This is a genomic window from Streptomyces sp. NPDC017979 (assembly GCF_044328175.1).
GTDB lineage: Bacteria > Actinomycetota > Actinomycetes > Streptomycetales > Streptomycetaceae > Streptomyces.
Window position 1 is genome coordinate 187978 of sequence record NZ_JBIRGU010000005.1, and the last position, 16288, is coordinate 204265.

Sequence of the window (16288 nt, forward strand, 5' to 3'; positions counted from 1 at the left end):
GGGGGTGGGGTCGGTGGCGGCGGCGGGGCGGGGGGGGTGGGGGGGTCGGCGCGGGGGGGGGGCGGGGGGGGGGGGGGCCCCCGCGGGGCCCCCCCCCCCCCCCCCGCCCCCCCCCCCCCACGGCGGGTGTGTCAGGTGGCGCTGGGGGTCCCCCCCCAAGCCGTCTGGGCACAGGGGGCGGAACTGCGCGACAAGCCACGACGGGCCGCAGACGCCGTAACCGCAGCTCGCCGCACGGCGGAACCGCGCCCGCCGACGGGGGACGCACGGTCACGACCTAAGGCGCGGCCGGGGAATCGGACCGGTCCGCGGGCGTCAGCAGGTCCGCGAGGCCCTGCCGGGTCGTGGCGACGACGACGCGGTCCTCGGCGTCCAGCAGGTGCCCGGGGTGGAGGCCCCACAGCAGGGACGGTTCCTGTTCGTGCTGGCCGTGCGCGAGGTCGAGCGAACGGGAGTCCGGCCGCGCCGTGTCCAGGGCGATGACCCGCCACACGCCGGGGCGGAAGGCTTCGGCGACGGTGCGGCCCTCGAAGTGCGGATGGCCGGCGACGGGCACCACGGCGAAGAGCAGGATCCGCCGCTCCACGAAGATCGCCCCCAGCACCTGCCGCCCCATCATCGCGCTGGCGAAGGCGGGCGCCGCCAGATGGGCGACGCTGCGGCTGCGGGTGACGGCGGTGGGGTGCGCGGAGCGCAGGGTCCGGTACACCGCGGTGGCGAAGTCGTCGTCGTCCAGCCGCAGCACCACCCGCAGGTCGTTGCCGAGCGACCGGGCGGCGAGCGTGGCCTCCAGGTTGGTGGTGTCGGAGCTGGTGAGCGCCAGCAGGGCCTCGGCGCGGTGCGCCTTGGCGGACTCCAGGACGCCGTCCTCGGTGACGTCGCCGAGGACCACGGGCACCCCCAGGTCGCGGGCGAGCGCGATGCCCCGCGCGTCGGCGTCCTGCTCGACGCAGACGACGGGGATGTCCAGCTCGCGCAGCCGGGTCAGCACCCGCGCGCCGACCTTGCCGAGGCCGAGCAGCACGATGTGGTCCGACAGTCCGCGCGGCGGGCGGCGCAGCGCGCCGGTGCTGCGGAAGGTGCCCAGCGCCTCCAGCACCCCCGCGACCAGCAGCGGCAGCAGCGCCAGCCCGGCGAGCCCGGACAGGAGTTGCAGCACCTGCCGGGCGGTCGGCTCTTCGATCGCGGGTTCGTTGATGGAGAACAGGTCGAGCAGGGTGAGGTACGCGGCGCTGACGGGCGCGGCGTCGGTGAGCCAGGTGGTGGTCGCGGTCAGCGCGACCACGGCGCCGAGGATGCCGGCGAGCGCCCACCGGAGCTGGGAGGAGACCAACTCCCGCAGCGGCACCCCGCGCCGGGCGAGCCGCCGCGCGCCGAGCGCCGGCCCCTCGTGCCGCACGGCCTCCAGCACGACGGTGCCCCGCCCGGCGCCCTCGCGCACGGTCCGGTCGTCGGGCAGCAGTTGCGGCCCCTGCGCGCCGCTGCCGTCCGAGCCCTCGGCGCCGGCGGGGTCGGCGGCGGTCGACGACAGCAGTGCGAGCGTGCACAGACCCCCGTCGGGCACCTCCCCCCGCCCGGGCGCGGGCCGTTCGGCGGCCCTCAGCAGCAGTCCGTCGGCCTGCACCACCTTGTTGGTGTCCGCGACGGCGGTCGCCACCAGCGCGGGCGCCGCGGTGTCCGCGTCGGACAGCACGGTCGTGGACGCGTCCAGACTGGCCCGGTCCATCCCCGGCACCGCCACCAGCGCCGCCTGGTCGAGGAGTTCCTCCAGGTGCTGCCCCAACTTGCGGTTGTACATCCGCACCACGAGCCGCAGCCCCGGGCTGAGCCGTCGCGCGGCGAGCGCGGCGCGCAGGTTCGTCTCGTCGTCCTCGTACACGAGCGCCAGCGCGGTGGCCCGTGCGGCGTCCGCCCGCACCAGCGCCTCCTGCGTCGGCGCGGCGGCGGTGACGACCTGCACGCCCGGCCCGCCCGGATCCGCGTCCTCCGCGGGCACCAGCAGCACGACCCGCTGCCGGTACACGTCCCGCAGTTCGACGGCGACCCGCTGCGCGAGCGCGTCGTCCCCGCAGACCACCATGTGCCCGCCGTCGCCCGACTCCGCGTCCTGCTGGTGCGGCAGCGTGACCATGTTCCCCCTCGTGACGTCCCGGTGTACGCGTCGATGATGCAACCGGCGGTGGTGGAAAGGGGAGTTCGGCCCTCCGCGGGGCCCATCGGGTGCGGTGTCCTTCGCCCGAGGGCGCGAGCGGTGCGGGTTCCGCCGCGGACGCCGTCCGGGTGCTCGGGTGCTCGTGTCCCGTCGGCCGGTGGGCCGTTAGAGCGCACGGCGCCAGCACTGCCCGTGCCAGGGACGGCGGGGGTCCGCGGCTCCGCCGCGCGGGCGGTGTCGTTGCGCCAGGCGGCGTACCGCCGGGGACCGCCGGGCGACGGCCGGGCGTGCCTCAACCGCCCTGGTACGCGCCCCCGTTGTGCGCCCCGGCACGTGCCCGCCGTACGCGCCGTGGCGTACGTCCGTGCGCCGGTGGCGTCCGTGACGGCTGCCTTCGTCGGCCGTTGTCAGCGTGTACGCGGACGCGCCCCGACTGCGCCCGAACACCGCCACGCCATGTTTGGAGATGCCGTTGCACGGCCACGTCCCGCCCGCGTCCCACCCCCATCCACCCCACACCCCCCATCGCAACAGGCCCGATCTGAAGGGGTACGCGGCCTCGTCCCTCGGGTACGCGCTCTTCGCCACCCGTTGGCTCCAGGCCCCGCTGTACTTCGGGCTGGTCGCGGCCCAGGGGGTGTACGTATACAAGTTCTTCAACGAGCTGTGGCACCTGGTGCAGCACGTGATCACCGGGCAGGCCGACGAGACCATGGTCATGCTCGCGGTGCTCAAACTGGTCGACGTCGTCATGATCGCGAATCTGCTGATCATGACGATCGTGGGGGGCTACGAGACCTTCGTCTCCCGGATCGGCCTCCAGGGGCACCGGGACCAGCCCGAGTGGCTGTCGCACGTCAACTCGAACGTGCTGAAGGTGAAGCTGGCGACGGCGATCGTGGGCATCTCGTCCGTACACCTGCTCCAGATGTTCGTGGACGTCGCGCACACCTCGCACCACGCGCTGCTGTGGGGGACGGTCATCCACATGGCGTTCATCCTGTCGGCGGCGATCCTGGCGTACATGTCGGGGCCGATGGAGCGCCGCGGTGCGCACCACCCGCACCACGACCCCGCGCCCCGGCCGACGCCCGCGCCGCCCGCGCCCGCGCCGGCGTCCCCGACGGCAGCCGCGGCCCCCGGGCCCGTTCCCGTGGCCGTGCCGGCTCCGGCCGCGTCCGTCGCGCCGCGGTTGGAGAGCGTGCCCGTGCAGCCGAAGGCGACGGCGGTCGACGTCGAGCAGCGGGACCACGCGTCCGCCGACGCCCGGGTCCGGGCCGCCGGGCTGCCGGCCCGCAAGACGCTGGAGGAGTTCGACGACGAACACCTGCGCTCCTTCGACCGGGAGGCCGTCGCCCGGCTCGGCGAACTCGACTTCGTCCGCGCGCGCCGCAACGTCGTCTTCCTCGGCCCGCCCGGCACCGGCAAGACGCACCTCGCGGTCGCCCTCGGCGTCCGCGCCTGCCAGGCCGGCCACGAAGTGCGGTTCGCCACCGCCACCGAGTGGGTCGCCCGGCTCGCCGCGGCGCAGTCCGCGGGGCGGCTCACCGAAGAGCTGGCCCGGCTCGACCGGCACGAACTGCTGGTGATCGACGAGATCGGTTACGTGCCCTTCGACGCCGACGCCACCGGTCTGCTCTTCCGGCTGATCGCGCACCGCTACGAGCGGGCGTCGGTGGTCGTCACCGGCAGCCGCCCGCTGGGGCAGTGGCCGGCGACCTTCGGGGACGGCCCCGTCACCTTCGCACTCCTCGACCGGCTCGCCCACCACGCGGACGTGATCACGCTCAAGGGCGACAGCTACCGACTGCGGGGCCGGACCGCGCAGGCCGCGGCGTCGGCCCCGGCGTGGAAGGCGGGCTGACCCCGCCACCCTCGGGCGCGGTGCCGTACGGGTCCGGTCCACCCGGCCCGCACGACACCGCGCCCACCGCTGTCACGGCGCCGGGGCAGCGGGAGTCAGGCGTCCGTGAAGGTCCGCACCTCGCGGACCGTGCCGGCACCCGCGTCGGCTGAAGTCGGCTGAGGCCGACGGAGGTCCTACGGCTTGCGGGCCACCGCCCCCAACATCGCCACCTGCTCGTCGGCCACCCCCGCCTGCTCCTCCGTCGGCCGCCAGCGGTGCACCGGGGTGAGCCCGGGCGCCACCAGTTCCAACCCGTCGAAGAACGCGCCGACCTCGGCCTCGGTGCGGGTCACCATGGGGATGCCCCGGCTCTCGTACTGCTCCTTCACCCGCCCTATCTCGGCCGGCGCGTACACGTCGGTGGCGGTCGACACGGCCAGGAAGCTGCCCGACGGCAGCGGGTCGAGCAGCCGCCGCAGCAGCACGCCGTCCGCCGGCGGCCGGATGAAGTGCAGCACGGCGATGGCCGTCAGCGCGACGGGCTGCTTCAGGTCCAGCAACTCCTTGAACACCGGCGATTCGAGGATCGCGTCGGGCTCGCGCATGTCGGCGTCGAGGTACGCGGTGCGGCCCGGCGGCGCGCTGGTCAACAGCGCCTCCGCGTGCGCCAGCACGATCGGGTCGTTGTCGACGTACACCACCGACGCGTCCGGCTGCTCCCGCTGGACCACCTCGTGCAGATTGGGCGACGTCGGCAGGCCGGTACCGACGTCCAGGAACTGGCGCACGCCCGCCTCCCGCGCCAGATGGCGGACGACCCGCTGCATGAAGAGCCGGTTCTGCCGCATGCTCACCCGCAGCGACGGCCACCCCTCCATCATCGCCTCGCCGGCGTCGACGTCCACTTGGTAGTGATCCTTGCCGCCGATCACGTAGTCGTAGATCCGCGCCGGGTGGGCGCGACTCGTGTCGATGCGGCCGGGCGCCTGCCCACCCGCCTGCTCGCCGTGTGCCATGCATCAACTCCCGTCGTTCCACCGTATGTTGAAACCTTAATTGGTCTACACCGCAGGAACGGGACGACCGGGCCGTGATATCACGCCAACGACGGCACCGGCCCGCGCGCGGCCCCGGGGCGTCCCGACGGCGCCGCTATCGTGTGCGGCACGGCGCATGGGGGGTGGTGGACCGGTGGAACCGTTCGGGTCGGTGGTGCTGGCGGCCGTCGGCACGGTCACGTCCGGCGTGGTCGCGGGCGCGGGCGGCGAGGTGGGCCGGCGCAGCGCGGAGGCGCTGGCCGGACTCTGGCGCCGGGCGCGCGGTGCGGAACCCGCGGCGGAAGGCGGCGACGGTGCGCTGCCCGGCACCGAAGAGGAACGGCGCGCGCTCGCCGCCGACCTCGACGCGCACGCGCGGCGCTCGCCCGAGTTCGCCCGCGAGGTCCGCGAGTGGGTCGCCGAGGCCGAGCACCTGGCGGCCGCCCGTCGGTCGGCGAGCGGCGGCTTCGACGCCGTACGGCCGCAGATGCTCCCCCCGTCCACCGCCGTCTTCACCGACCGCGAAGAGCTGATCGCGGACGTCACCCGGCTCGCGGAAGCAGCCGACGCCACCGCGGGCGGCGGCGCGCCCAAGGTCGTCGTCCTGTCCGGCCCCGGCGGCATCGGCAAGAGCGCCACCACCGTGCACTGCGCCCACCTGCTCAAGGACCGCTTCCCCGACGGGCAGCTGTACGTGGACCTCGCCGGCGCTTCCGGCACCGGCGCGCTCCGGCCCTCCGACGCCCTCGTCCGCTTCCTGGCCGCGCTCGGCACGCCCCCGGAGCGGACGCCCGCCGACGAACACGGGCAGACCGCGCTGTACCGCGACCGCACCGCAGACCGCCGGCTGCTCGTCGTCCTCGACAACGCCCACTCCGACGCCCAGGTCGAACCCCTGCTGCCGGCGTCCCCGCACGCCCTGGTGCTGGTCACCAGCCGGCTGCGCCCGCACGGCCTCGTCCGCGACCTGGGCGCCGTCGCCCGCACCCTCCCGCCGCTCGACGCCGCCGACTCCCTGCGGCTGTTGGCCCGGATCGTCGGCGCCGACCGGATGGCGGGCAGCGAGACCAGCACCCGGGCGGTCGCCGCGGACTGCGGCGGCGTACCGCTCGCCCTGTGCACCACGGGCGCGCACGTCGCCGCCCGCACCCATCTGACGTGGGAGACGGTCGCCCGCCAACTGGCCACGGGTAGGGGAGGGGAAACGATGGGCGAAGACGGGAACGACGGCACGCCCCGCGGCGCCGTCCACCGCGCCCACGACGTCAGCTACGCGGAACTCGACCCGGCCGCGGCCCGCCTGTACCGGCTCGCCGCGCTCTGGCCCTGGCCCGCGGTCACGGTGCCGCTCGCGGCCCGCGCCGCCGACGTCGACGAGCCCACGGCCCGCGCCCTCCTCGACCGCCTCGCCCGGCTGCACCTGGTCGAAGAGGTCGCCGAGGAGCGCTACCGCTACCACGACCTCGTGCGCGACCACGCCCGCCGCAAGGCGGAGGACGTCGACGGCCACCGCGCCGTCGCCGCCGCGGTGGGCCGCACGGTCCGCCACTGGCTGGGGTTCGCCGTCGCCGCCGACCACCGGGTCATCCCGGCGCGCTGGCACCTGGGCCCGGCGTACCTGCGCCCGGCCCGTGAAGAGGCGGCGCCGGGCGGCGCCCGGGACGCGCTCGCAGCCCTGGCGCGCGAGCGCGACAACCTCGCCGCCGCCGTGCGCGCCGCCGACCACTGGGGCCTGGACGACCTCGTGTGGCAGCTCTGCGAGGCGACGTGGGCCATGCACCTGCGGCTCGGCTTCCACGAACAGTGGGTCGACACCCACCTGCTGGGCGTCGCCGCGGCCCGCCGCGCCGCCGAGGACGGCGCCGGTGACCCCCGCGCCGAGGGCCGCGTCCTCGTGCAACTCGCCTTCGCCCACATGGGCCTGGGGCGGCAGGAGGACGCCGAGGACGACCTCGCGCAGGCACTCGCCGCGGAGGAGCGGGCCGGCCACCACCGGGGGCGCGCCACCGCGCTGGAGGTGACGGGCCTGCTGCGACTGCGCACCTGGCGCTGGCCCGAGGCGGAAGCGTGCTTCGAGGCCGCGCTGGGCGCCCTCGCCGACATCCGGCCCGGCGACGACGGCGAACAGGACGTGCCGCGCGCCAGCGCCATCCTGGCCCACCACGTCGGGCGCGCCCTGCGCGGCCAGGGCCGGCACGCCGAGGCCGTACGCCGTCTGCACACCGCACTCGCCGCCTTCCGCGACCTGGACGCCCGCGACCGCTACAACGAGGGCCGCGTCTACATGAGCCTCGGGGAAACCCACCTGGAGGCGGACGAACCGGAGTTGGCGCGCGTCTGCCTGGACCGCGCCGTCGACGTGATGACGCAGGAGGGCGCCGCCCTCCAACTCGCCGACGCCGCCTACCTGCGCGCCCGCTGTGCACGCCGCCTCGACGACCCGACCGCCGAGCGCGCCGACCTGACGACCGCGGAGCGGCTGTACGAGCAGGCCGACGACTACGGCTCGTTCGGCTCCCTCGCGGCGATCCGCGCCCGCCTGGTGGACCTGCGAGACCCGCTTTAGGCCGCGCCCGGGGAACCCCGCGCGTCCCTATGCGTCCCTGCGCCCAGGGCCCCCGGCGCCCCCAAGACCCCGCCGTCTCCTTGCGGGATCAGTTTCCCCTGCGGTCCGGTGGGGGTTGTTCGCGCAGTTCCCCGCGCCCCTGTTTCGCTGCCCCCGTCATTCGTCTGCGGGCTGGAGGCGGAGGCATTTAGGGGCGCGGGGAACTGCGCGAGCAACCACCCACCGGCCGGTAGAGACCAAACTCGCCCGCGGGGGCTACGGCGGGTGTGTCAGGTGGGGGTCCCAACGCCCTCTGGGCGTAGGGGGCGGAACAGCGGGACAAGCCCCCACCGGGCCGCAGACGCCGTAACGCAGCTCGCCGCACGGCGAAACCGCACTCGCGGGGAAACGGTGGATCAGCCCAGCCGCACCAGGAAACCCGCGCGACCTAGCGCGGAGCGTGCTCCACCGAGACCTGGTGGTGGGCGCGGCCCGTCACCACGACCAGCCACGTCGGGAGGGACGAGGCGCCCTGCATCACCAGCCAGCCGTGCAGCGCGGACGCGTACGCCGCCGGGTCCGTGAGGTCGGTGCGGCCGTCCGCGCCCGGCTGTGCCCGCAGTCGGACGAGCCGGCCGGACCTGGTCCGTACGACGCAGCGGTCGGGGCCGTCGACCCAGACCGCGAGCCGGCAGTACGGGTGCCGCGCCAGCACCTCCGCCGTCCACGCGGCGGGCGGGCCGACGCGAGGGTCGTCGGGCGGGCCGTGCCGCACGATGACGTCCGCCACCCGCAGCCGGCCCGGGTCCCGGGTGTCCTCGTGCACCGCGGTGTGCGCGGCGTCCGCGTCGTCGGCGGCGTCGCCGACCGGGTCGTCCGGGCCGGTCTCCGAGTGCCGGACGACGGCGACCCGCGCCGGGTCCGTGCCGAGGATCCGGGTCAACACCCGTACCGGCGCGGTGCGTTCGGCCGGCTCGTACGCGGGCAGCGGAAGCGGGTCGAGCAGCGCGGGCCCGTGTCCGGGCTCGGGCAGCCCCAGCAGGCCGTAGAAGAGGCGGCGCAGCAGGGCCGCGGACTCGCCGGGCACGGAGCTGGTGAGCGCGGCGAGTCGGGCGTACCGGTCCGGTGCGTGGGTGTCGATCGCCCGGTCGATCTGGGCCCGCAGGTCGCCGGCGCGGCCGGGGCGGCGCAGCGCGGGCGCGGCGCGGCCGAGCGCGGCGACCGGCGACGCGGGGTCGAGCACGGAGTCCGCGCCGTGGTCGTCGTCGGACGGGAAGGCGCCGAGGAGGACGGGGGTGCCGACGGCGGCGGCGTAGTACGTGACGCTGCCGTGGTCGCCGATGACGCAGTCCGCCGCGACGATCGCCTGCCGCCAGGCGTCCAGCGGCGAGACGGTGACCAGCCCGGCGCGGCGCGCCCGGTCCAGCCAGGCCCGCACCTGGCCGGGGCCGTGGCCGTACCAGATGTTGGGGTGCAGGACGGCGGCCGTGCGGTACTCGTCGGCGGGCAGTTCGGAGGCGAGCCGCGGCAGCAGTCGGGGCAGGGCGTCGTTGAGGAGCCCGCGGGTGGACCACGTCGAGTTGAGGACGACGAGCCTTTGGTGCGGGCCGACGCCGAGGGCGCGGCGGAAGCGGTCCCGGTGCGGGAGCGCGGCGAGGATGCGGTCGTAGCAGGGGTCACCGGCGATGGCGGCGGTGGGTGCGGCCTCGGGGCAGGCGGCGGTCAGCCGGGCTAGCTGCTCGGGGTGGGACAGCACGGTCGCGGCGGCGAGCGGACGGCCCTGGTGTAGCAGCCACTCGGGTGCGAGCCCGAACACGGGCGGGGCGGTCGCGGTCGTGACCGAGGTCGCGGTCGCCGGTGCGGCTGCGGCGTCCTGGCGTCCTGGCGTCCTGGCGTCCTGGCGTCCTGGCGTCCTGGCGTCCTGGCGTCCTGGCGTGGCCAGCCTCTTATTGTATCCAACGCCGTGCGACAGGACGGCCAAGTGCCCTCGCAGCAAGTGCAGTTCGCCGCCGTAGCTCGCCGAGATGGCCAGGTCCACGGGGGTGTCCACGGCCTGCTCCCACGGGAGCACCGGCAGTTCCGTCCCGGCGAGCAGCTCCGGCACCCCGCCCTGGAAGGGCGAGGACCCCGTGCACGTGACCAGGAGCTGCACCCGCGGATCGCCGTCGAAGAGCGGGAGGACGTCCAGCAGGCGGGTCGCCGCGGTGACGTTGTGCACGACGAGGAGGACGCGGCGGCAGCCCTCGCGCGAGATCCACCGGTCCGCGTCGGCGCCCACCGGGACCCTCAGGGCCTGTCTTATGGATCTTGCTGGGCTCGCGTGCCCTGGTGCCGCTCCCCCTGGGCCTGCGGCCCGGGAGGTGCCCCCACTCCGCGTTGTCGTCGGTCGCCGAAGGCCCCCTGTGCCCTGAGGGCACGGGAGGTACCCCCACCCTGTGCCCTGAGGGCACGGGAGGTACCCCCACCCTGTGCCCTGAGGGCACGGGAGGTACCCCCACCCTGTGCCCTGAGGGCACGGTGGTACCCCCACCGCTTCGACTCTCCCCCTGGGCCTGGCGGCCCGGGTGGTACCCCCATCCTCCGCCTTGAGATCCACGACACCAGCCCCCGCTCACTTATCCAGCCTGATCCGTAAGACAGGCCCTCAGCCGCACTCCCCGTCCCCCAGTCCCCGCGCCTCCCGGAGCCCGTCCGCTCCGGCGTCCGCCACGCCGTCGGCGCGTCGCCCGATGCTACCTCCGGGCCCCGGCGGGCGCCGGCTGGCAGACTCGCGCCTGCCAGTGTCAGTGCCGATGCCCGTACCAGTGCGCGTACCGGAGGCCGTACATGACGACGAGTCACCCCATCGCCGAAGACCTCGAACACGACCTCGACGCCGAGGTCGTCGTGGTCGGTGCCGGACCGACCGGGCTGATGCTCGCGGGCGACCTCGCCGCCGCGGGCGTACGGACCGTCCTCGTCGAGCGCCGCCCGCCCGGCCTGAGCAATCTGACCCGCGCCTTCGGCGTGCACGCCCGCACCCTGGAACTGCTGGACGCGCGCGGCGTCGCGGACGAACTGGTCGCGACCGGGCACCGGGTGACCGGCTTCCGCCCCTTCCGCTGGTTGAGCGTGGACCTCTCGCGGCTGCGGACCCGCTTCCCGTACCTGCTGATCACCCCGCAGTACGAGGTGGAACGCGTGCTGGAGCGGCGGGCGCGGGACGCGGGCGCGGACGTCCGGTACGGCACGGAGGTGGTGGAGCTGCGCCACGACGGGCGGGGCGCGGTCGTCGCCCGCACCGCCGACGGCGCTGAGCTGACGGCCCGCTACCTCGTCGGCGCGGACGGCGCCCGCAGCACCGTCCGCCGGGCGCTCGGACTGCCCTTCCCCGGCGGCTCGGTGATCCGCTCGATGGTGCTCGCGGACGTACGGCTCGACGAGGCGCCGGAAGGGATGCTGGCGGTGAACACCGACGGCGACACCATCGCGCTGGTGCTGCCCTTCGGCGACGGCTGGTACCGGGTGATGGGCTGGGACCGGACGCACCAGCCGCCGGACGACGAGCCCGTGGACCTCGAAGAGATCCGTTCGCTCGCGCGGCGCGCGCTGGGGACGGACTACGGGATGGGCGAGCCGCGTTGGATCTCCCGGTTCCACTGCGACGAGCGGCAGGTGCCGTCGTACCGCAGGGGCCGGGTGTTCCTGGCGGGCGACGCCGCGCACGTCCACTCGCCCGCGGGCGGGATGGGCCTGAACACCGGCATCCAGGACGCGGCGAACCTGTCGTGGAAGCTGGCGGCGGCGCTGCGGGGCCGCGCGGGCGATCCGCAGGCGCTGCTCGACGGCTACCAGCGGGAGCGGTACCCGGTGGGCCGGGCGGTGATCCGCAGCAGCGGCGCGATCATAAGGCTGGCGATGGCCCACACCCGTCCGCAGCGGGCGGCACGGGTCGCGGTGGCGGGCGTCGCGGCACTGCCGCCGTTGACGCGCCGGGCGGTGGCCCAGGTGACCGGCCTCGGCATCGCCTACCCGCGCCGCCCGGGCGCCCACACCCTGGAGGGCCGCCGCGTCCCGGACCTGGCCCTGGCGGACGGCCGCCTCTACGAACTCCTGCGCGCAGGCGGCTTCGTCCTGGTGACGCCCCCGCACGTCCCGCCGGTGCACCACCCCTCCCTGATCCACACCCACTGGCCCGACGCCTCCCACCGCGACCTGTGCCTCCTGATCCGCCCCGACGCCTACGCGGCGTGGGCGAGCGCCCACCCGGACGCGGTGTCCCTCCGGGACGCGGTGGCTTGGTGGTGCGGTTCGTGACCCGGGTCGCGGGAGCCCTCGGTGAGGGCGTTGGTGACGCACTGGAGGCCGTCGCCACCGCGCGGACCAAGGGGGTGTCGTGCCCGCGCGCGGATGCTAGTTTCCTTTCCCGTGACGGGGCACCAGGACGAGACCAAGGCGGCCTACAACGGGGTCGTCGAGCTGTACGCATCGCTGTTCGCCGATCGGCTGGAGTCACAGCCGTTCGCGAGGAACATGATCGCCACGTTCGCCGAGTTGGTGCGCGCGACGGGGAACGCACGGACGGCCGATGTCGGGTGCGGACCCGGACACCTCACGGCCGTGCTGAACGAGCTGGGGTTGGACGCCTTCGGGCTCGACCTCTCCCCGGGAATGATCGACCACGCCCGGGGCGCCCATCCGTCGCTGCGGTTCGACGAGGCGCGGATGGAAGCCCTGCCGATCGACGACGGCACGCTCGGCGGCGTGCTGGCCCACTACTCGATGATTCACACCCCGCCCGATGAGTTGCCTGCGCTGCTTGCCGAGCAGGTGCGCGTCCTGGCGCCAGGAGGTCTCATCCTGGTTTCGTTCTACGGGACCGACGGCCCGGAACTCGTCCCCTTCGACCACAAGGTGGCTCCTGCCTACAGTTGGCCGGCGGACCGGTTCGCAGAACTGCTGGCCGGGGCGGGCCTGGACGTGTTCGCCCGGCTGCTCCACGACCCGGCCTCCGAGCGAGGCTTCCTCGACGCCCACTTGCTGGCCCGCCGACCGGTCTGACTCGGCCCGGTCAAGGACGCCACCACTGAGGTCGCCACCCGGATCGACAACGGCCGCCTCGGATCACCTTCGGTGAGGTCCTCCTTGATGCCGGTGAAGACGGTGGCGGAGATGCGGAGGGCGGCACCGGTCGGGGCCTTGAAGTCGCGGACGGGGACGACGTCGGACCGAGCGTACGCCGTGCGGAAATCCAGACACCGCCGTCGCTAGTTCTTCTGTTCCTTCCTCAGCACTTCTTGCGCCCGTTCGCGTAGCCATTGCATTTCCCAGTTCGTGTACCTCCACTCGTAAGGCGGTTCGCCCGCGTTCAAGGCGGCAAGAGCCGGGATGTTGAGGACGCGGAGGGCGAGATTCGGGTTCGTGGGTACTACATGGGAGATGGCCCGCAGCACCCAACCCAGTGGGTTCCTTCTGTGCCACCGGCGCCGGGACCAGTCCATCAGCAGAGCGGGGGACGAGTTGTCCGAGACGAGTTCCACGAGGAAAGTGAGCGCGGACTCTGGGTCGGTGCTCACGCCCACCAGGAGGAGCGCTCCCACCTCCCGGACGCGGTCGTGCTTCGGGGATGAGACGAATTCTGTGAGGACCTCGACGGCGGTTTCTGCGTCGTGATCGATCAGGAGTTCCGCGGCTTCTATCCGGGCGAAGCTATTGAGAGACCCACTCCGGGCCAGATGGGCGACGAGAGGCGATCCGGTGCGCATGTCGTGGTCGATGACGAGTCTCGCGGCGGCTATGCGGGTGGATGAAGCGAGGGTGTCGTCCTCGGCCAGTCTGAGGGCGAGGGACGAACCGATGTCCACGCTGTGACCGTGGACGATGCGTACTGCCCGTAGTTGATCGTGCGCTTCGAAGCCAGGAGTGCGGGAGGAAGCCCATGCTGAGAGGAGCTTGATCGCGCTAGCGGGACCGTTCTCGATGACAAGTTCTGCGGCGTCCATGCGGGTGGCGGGAGCGAGGGTGTCGTCCTCGGCCAGTCTGAGGGCGAGGGACGAACCGATGTCCACGCTGTGACCGTGGGCGATGCGTACTGCCCGTAGTCGATCGTGGGCCTTGAACTTCTTGAAGCGGCGGGTGGTGTCGGAGACTGCTTTCGTAAGAAATTCGAGCGCGTACTGCGTGTCGTGGTCCAGTAGGGCTTGGGCCGCGTCGATCCGGCGGGCAGGCGATCGACCGCTGTCGCGGGTATACCGGCGGAGGAGCTGCTTGCCGGTTTTCGGCGCGTGGCCGAGTAACGCTGCTGCTGCCCTGATGCGATCCGAACCACGCTCGGCCTGTTTCGCTTGGGTGGTGGCGTAGCGCGTGAAGACCTTCAGGGTCTTCTTGGGGACGGGAGTGCCGAGTTCGAGAAGCGGAGGCAGCCAGTCGATGGCAACGTCCCGGTCGGCGATCTCGTGGAGTTGATCAACGCACACGCGGGTCAGGTGGGGTCTCTGGTTCGCGGTGCTGTTGGCGGCAAACTCTGCTGCCTCGATGAGGAATCCCGCGTAGGAGTGCCTTTTCTTCTTCGGTATTCTGTATGTGCCGTCGGTGCGACGTAGCGGCAGGACATCCCTGACATCGTCGTGAAGAACATCGGGCGTGCGGACGGCGTGGCGGGCGGCGAGGAATTCCAGGACGGTCTGGTGGCGGAATTCAAAGCGCCCTGGCTTCTTCTGGTCCATGCCGTTGACTCGGAGCAGACCGGTGCGGGCGAGCTGGTCGGCAACGCGGTGGGCCCATTCGGCGTTGCTGTGGCGGTGGCTCTTACCGGGAACGGCAGCGAGCAGGGGCAATGCCCGCAAGCGGGCATTGCCGAGGCAGCCGTGGGCGATCTCCTCGATGAGGCGGATGCACGACTCAGTGTCCATCGGCTGGTACGGCTCCGGTTCGGAGCGGTCGATGAGGAGGTTGGTGAACTGCCGGTACAACTCGCCGCGAGCTAGCGGCAGCGGGCCGTCGGGGTTCAACACGCGAAGCTGGCACAGCATGGCTGCCATGAGTGGCGTGCGTGCTATTCGGGCCAGCTTGGCACGCTTGATCGCCTCGGTGAACCTGGTGGCCATCTCACCTGGATTGCCGACCTCGCTCGCCCGGAACCATGCTTCGGCGAATTCCGGAAGTTCCTTTCGCGTGAGGGGTTGAAGCTGATGGCGGTGTGCTCTGGGAAGCAGCCTTTGGATCTCGCTGCCAATCAGGGGGCGAGTTGCGACGATGATCCTGAACGTGCCCTCGTTGCTGAACTTCTTCAGGGCTGCCTCGACGCGAACGGCGTCGGGGGCCTCGTCGAGCGCGTCGACCAGCAGCAGCCACGGCTGACGAGGGTGCGGGCGGGTGGCGAACAGCTGCGGGCGGACGGCCCCGGTCTGGCCAATGTCGTCGAGAACGGCGGCTGCGGCGCTGGCAACACCTTTGATGCTCAGGTCGGAGGCGCGGACCAGGACCGGAAGCGCGACGCTTCCCGGCGCTTCCCGCCACTTCTTGACGCCGTCGTCCAGGAGGTGGCGGAGCAGAGTGGACTTGCCGCCGCCGGGACCGGCCAGCACCACACTGTGGCCCGGAACGTTCAGGAGCACCTCGGCCTTCAGACGGGGCCCGAGCACCGTCGGGCCGTTGTCCTCGGCTGAATCGCCTGGATCCGGTCCCGTTCCGGCCTGTGGGTCCCGCTCGGCGTCTTCAGGCTGGCCCGTCGTGCCGCCCGGGTCCGGTTCGGCGTCTTCAGGCCGGCCCGCCGTACCGCCCGGGTCCGATTCGGAGCTCTCCGGCTTCAGGGCGGTGTCAGTGCGGGTGTGTTGGCGAATGTAGACCTGAGACAGGGGCGGGGCGTCGCCGTTGCCGGGCAGCCGGTAGGGGTGGAAGTCCGCCAGCTTGGATGCGGCAGCAAGGTAGGAGCCGAGTCCCTCGGGTAGGACCGGGTCGGCACGGCCAAGCCCCGCGGCCTTGAGCAGATTGAACAACGCCTTTGCCTCGGCGTGGTGGCCGTGTGGGCCGTGCAGGAACTCCGGGTGTTCGCCGAGGGCAACGTCCAGGCGTTCCAGGTAGAGGCCCGCATCATTGTCCTTGGACTGGACGATGACGCCGATGAGGTGGTCGCCGCAGAACACCGGGCCGCCGGAGGCACCGCTCCAGTCCCGTCCGGTGGCGAGGCGGTCGTGGCTGAATTCCAGTCGACCGGTCTTGGCGGCCTCGTCTTTGACGTCCCCGACGATGCGGGTGCACTCGCGCACCCGGTCAGGCGGTCGCCCGCTGCCGGGAGCGACCGTGCGCACGGCGTGCAGGGGATAGCAGGCTGCAGTGACGGGGAGACTGCCGAAGCCCGAGGACAGCTTCCCCACGCGGGCTGCGGTGGGGGCGCCCCTGGAACCAGAGGAGTTCGTCAGCTCCAACACGGCGAGGTCGAAGCCGGAGGAGCGCCAGACGACTTTGGCCCGGTGGGAATCCGCGACCCCGGTCGCACCGAACCGGACGGAGTAGGTGTCGGGGCCCGCGAGGTGGTCGTCGTGTGCGCCGAGGACGTGGCCGGCGGTGAGGACGAGGCGCTCGGCGACCAGGTATCCGGATCCGTAGCAGCAACGCTCTGGGCGGGTGCCTCCTGTGTCGCCGTCCGCGGACGCGGCCGACGGGATGGCGTAGATCTCGACAACCTGTTGTTCTGCCAGACCGCTGTCGTGGTTCACGTCTGCGTTCCG

8 protein-coding genes are annotated in these 16288 nt (G+C 73.3%); 4 read left to right on the forward strand and 4 right to left on the reverse strand.

Translation table 11 applies throughout. The features are described from left to right. Window positions 1-277: 277 nt before the first annotated feature. Complete coding sequence (locus ACH4E8_RS16435) at window positions 278-2131, reverse strand: potassium channel family protein (RefSeq protein WP_398448634.1); 1854 nt, start codon at window positions 2129-2131, stop codon at window positions 278-280. 487 nt (window positions 2132-2618) lie between these two features. Between ACH4E8_RS16435 and istB the strand changes: the two genes are divergently transcribed. After that, window positions 2619-4016, forward strand: coding sequence for an IS21-like element helper ATPase IstB (gene istB, locus ACH4E8_RS16440; protein WP_398448636.1), 1398 nt, complete (start codon window positions 2619-2621; stop codon window positions 4014-4016). Window positions 4017-4192: 176 nt separating this feature from the next. Here the strand turns inward: istB and ACH4E8_RS16445 are convergent, their stop codons facing one another. After that, window positions 4193-5014, reverse strand: coding sequence for an SAM-dependent methyltransferase (locus tag ACH4E8_RS16445; RefSeq protein WP_398448638.1), 822 nt, complete (start codon window positions 5012-5014; stop codon window positions 4193-4195). A 175-nt stretch (window positions 5015-5189) separates the two neighbouring features. Between ACH4E8_RS16445 and ACH4E8_RS16450 the strand changes: the two genes are divergently transcribed. Continuing rightward, window positions 5190-7601, forward strand: a complete 2412-nt coding sequence (locus tag ACH4E8_RS16450) for a tetratricopeptide repeat protein (RefSeq protein WP_398448640.1) — start codon at window positions 5190-5192, stop codon at window positions 7599-7601. Between the two features lie 427 nt (window positions 7602-8028). Here the strand turns inward: ACH4E8_RS16450 and ACH4E8_RS16455 are convergent, their stop codons facing one another. Further along, a complete protein-coding gene (locus tag ACH4E8_RS16455; protein ID WP_398448642.1) occupies window positions 8029-9858 on the reverse strand; it encodes a hypothetical protein in 1830 nt (609 codons plus the stop codon). Between the two features lie 548 nt (window positions 9859-10406). Here ACH4E8_RS16455 and ACH4E8_RS16460 point away from each other — a divergent pair. Both ACH4E8_RS16460 and ACH4E8_RS16465 read left to right on the forward strand, forming a co-directional pair. Then, on the forward strand, window positions 10407-11876 hold the full coding sequence (locus ACH4E8_RS16460) for an FAD-dependent oxidoreductase (protein WP_398448644.1): 1470 nt from the start codon (window positions 10407-10409) through the stop codon (window positions 11874-11876). A gap of 111 nt (window positions 11877-11987) precedes the next feature. After that, entirely contained in the window at window positions 11988-12620 is a 633-nt protein-coding gene (locus ACH4E8_RS16465; RefSeq protein WP_398448646.1) for a class I SAM-dependent methyltransferase, read from the forward strand. Between the two features lie 206 nt (window positions 12621-12826). Here ACH4E8_RS16465 and ACH4E8_RS16470 read toward each other — a convergent pair whose 3' ends face one another. After that, window positions 12827-16276: an NACHT domain-containing protein gene (locus ACH4E8_RS16470; RefSeq protein WP_398448648.1), complete on the reverse strand. Its 3450-nt coding sequence runs from the start codon at window positions 16274-16276 to the stop codon at window positions 12827-12829. Window positions 16277-16288 lie beyond the last annotated feature (12 nt).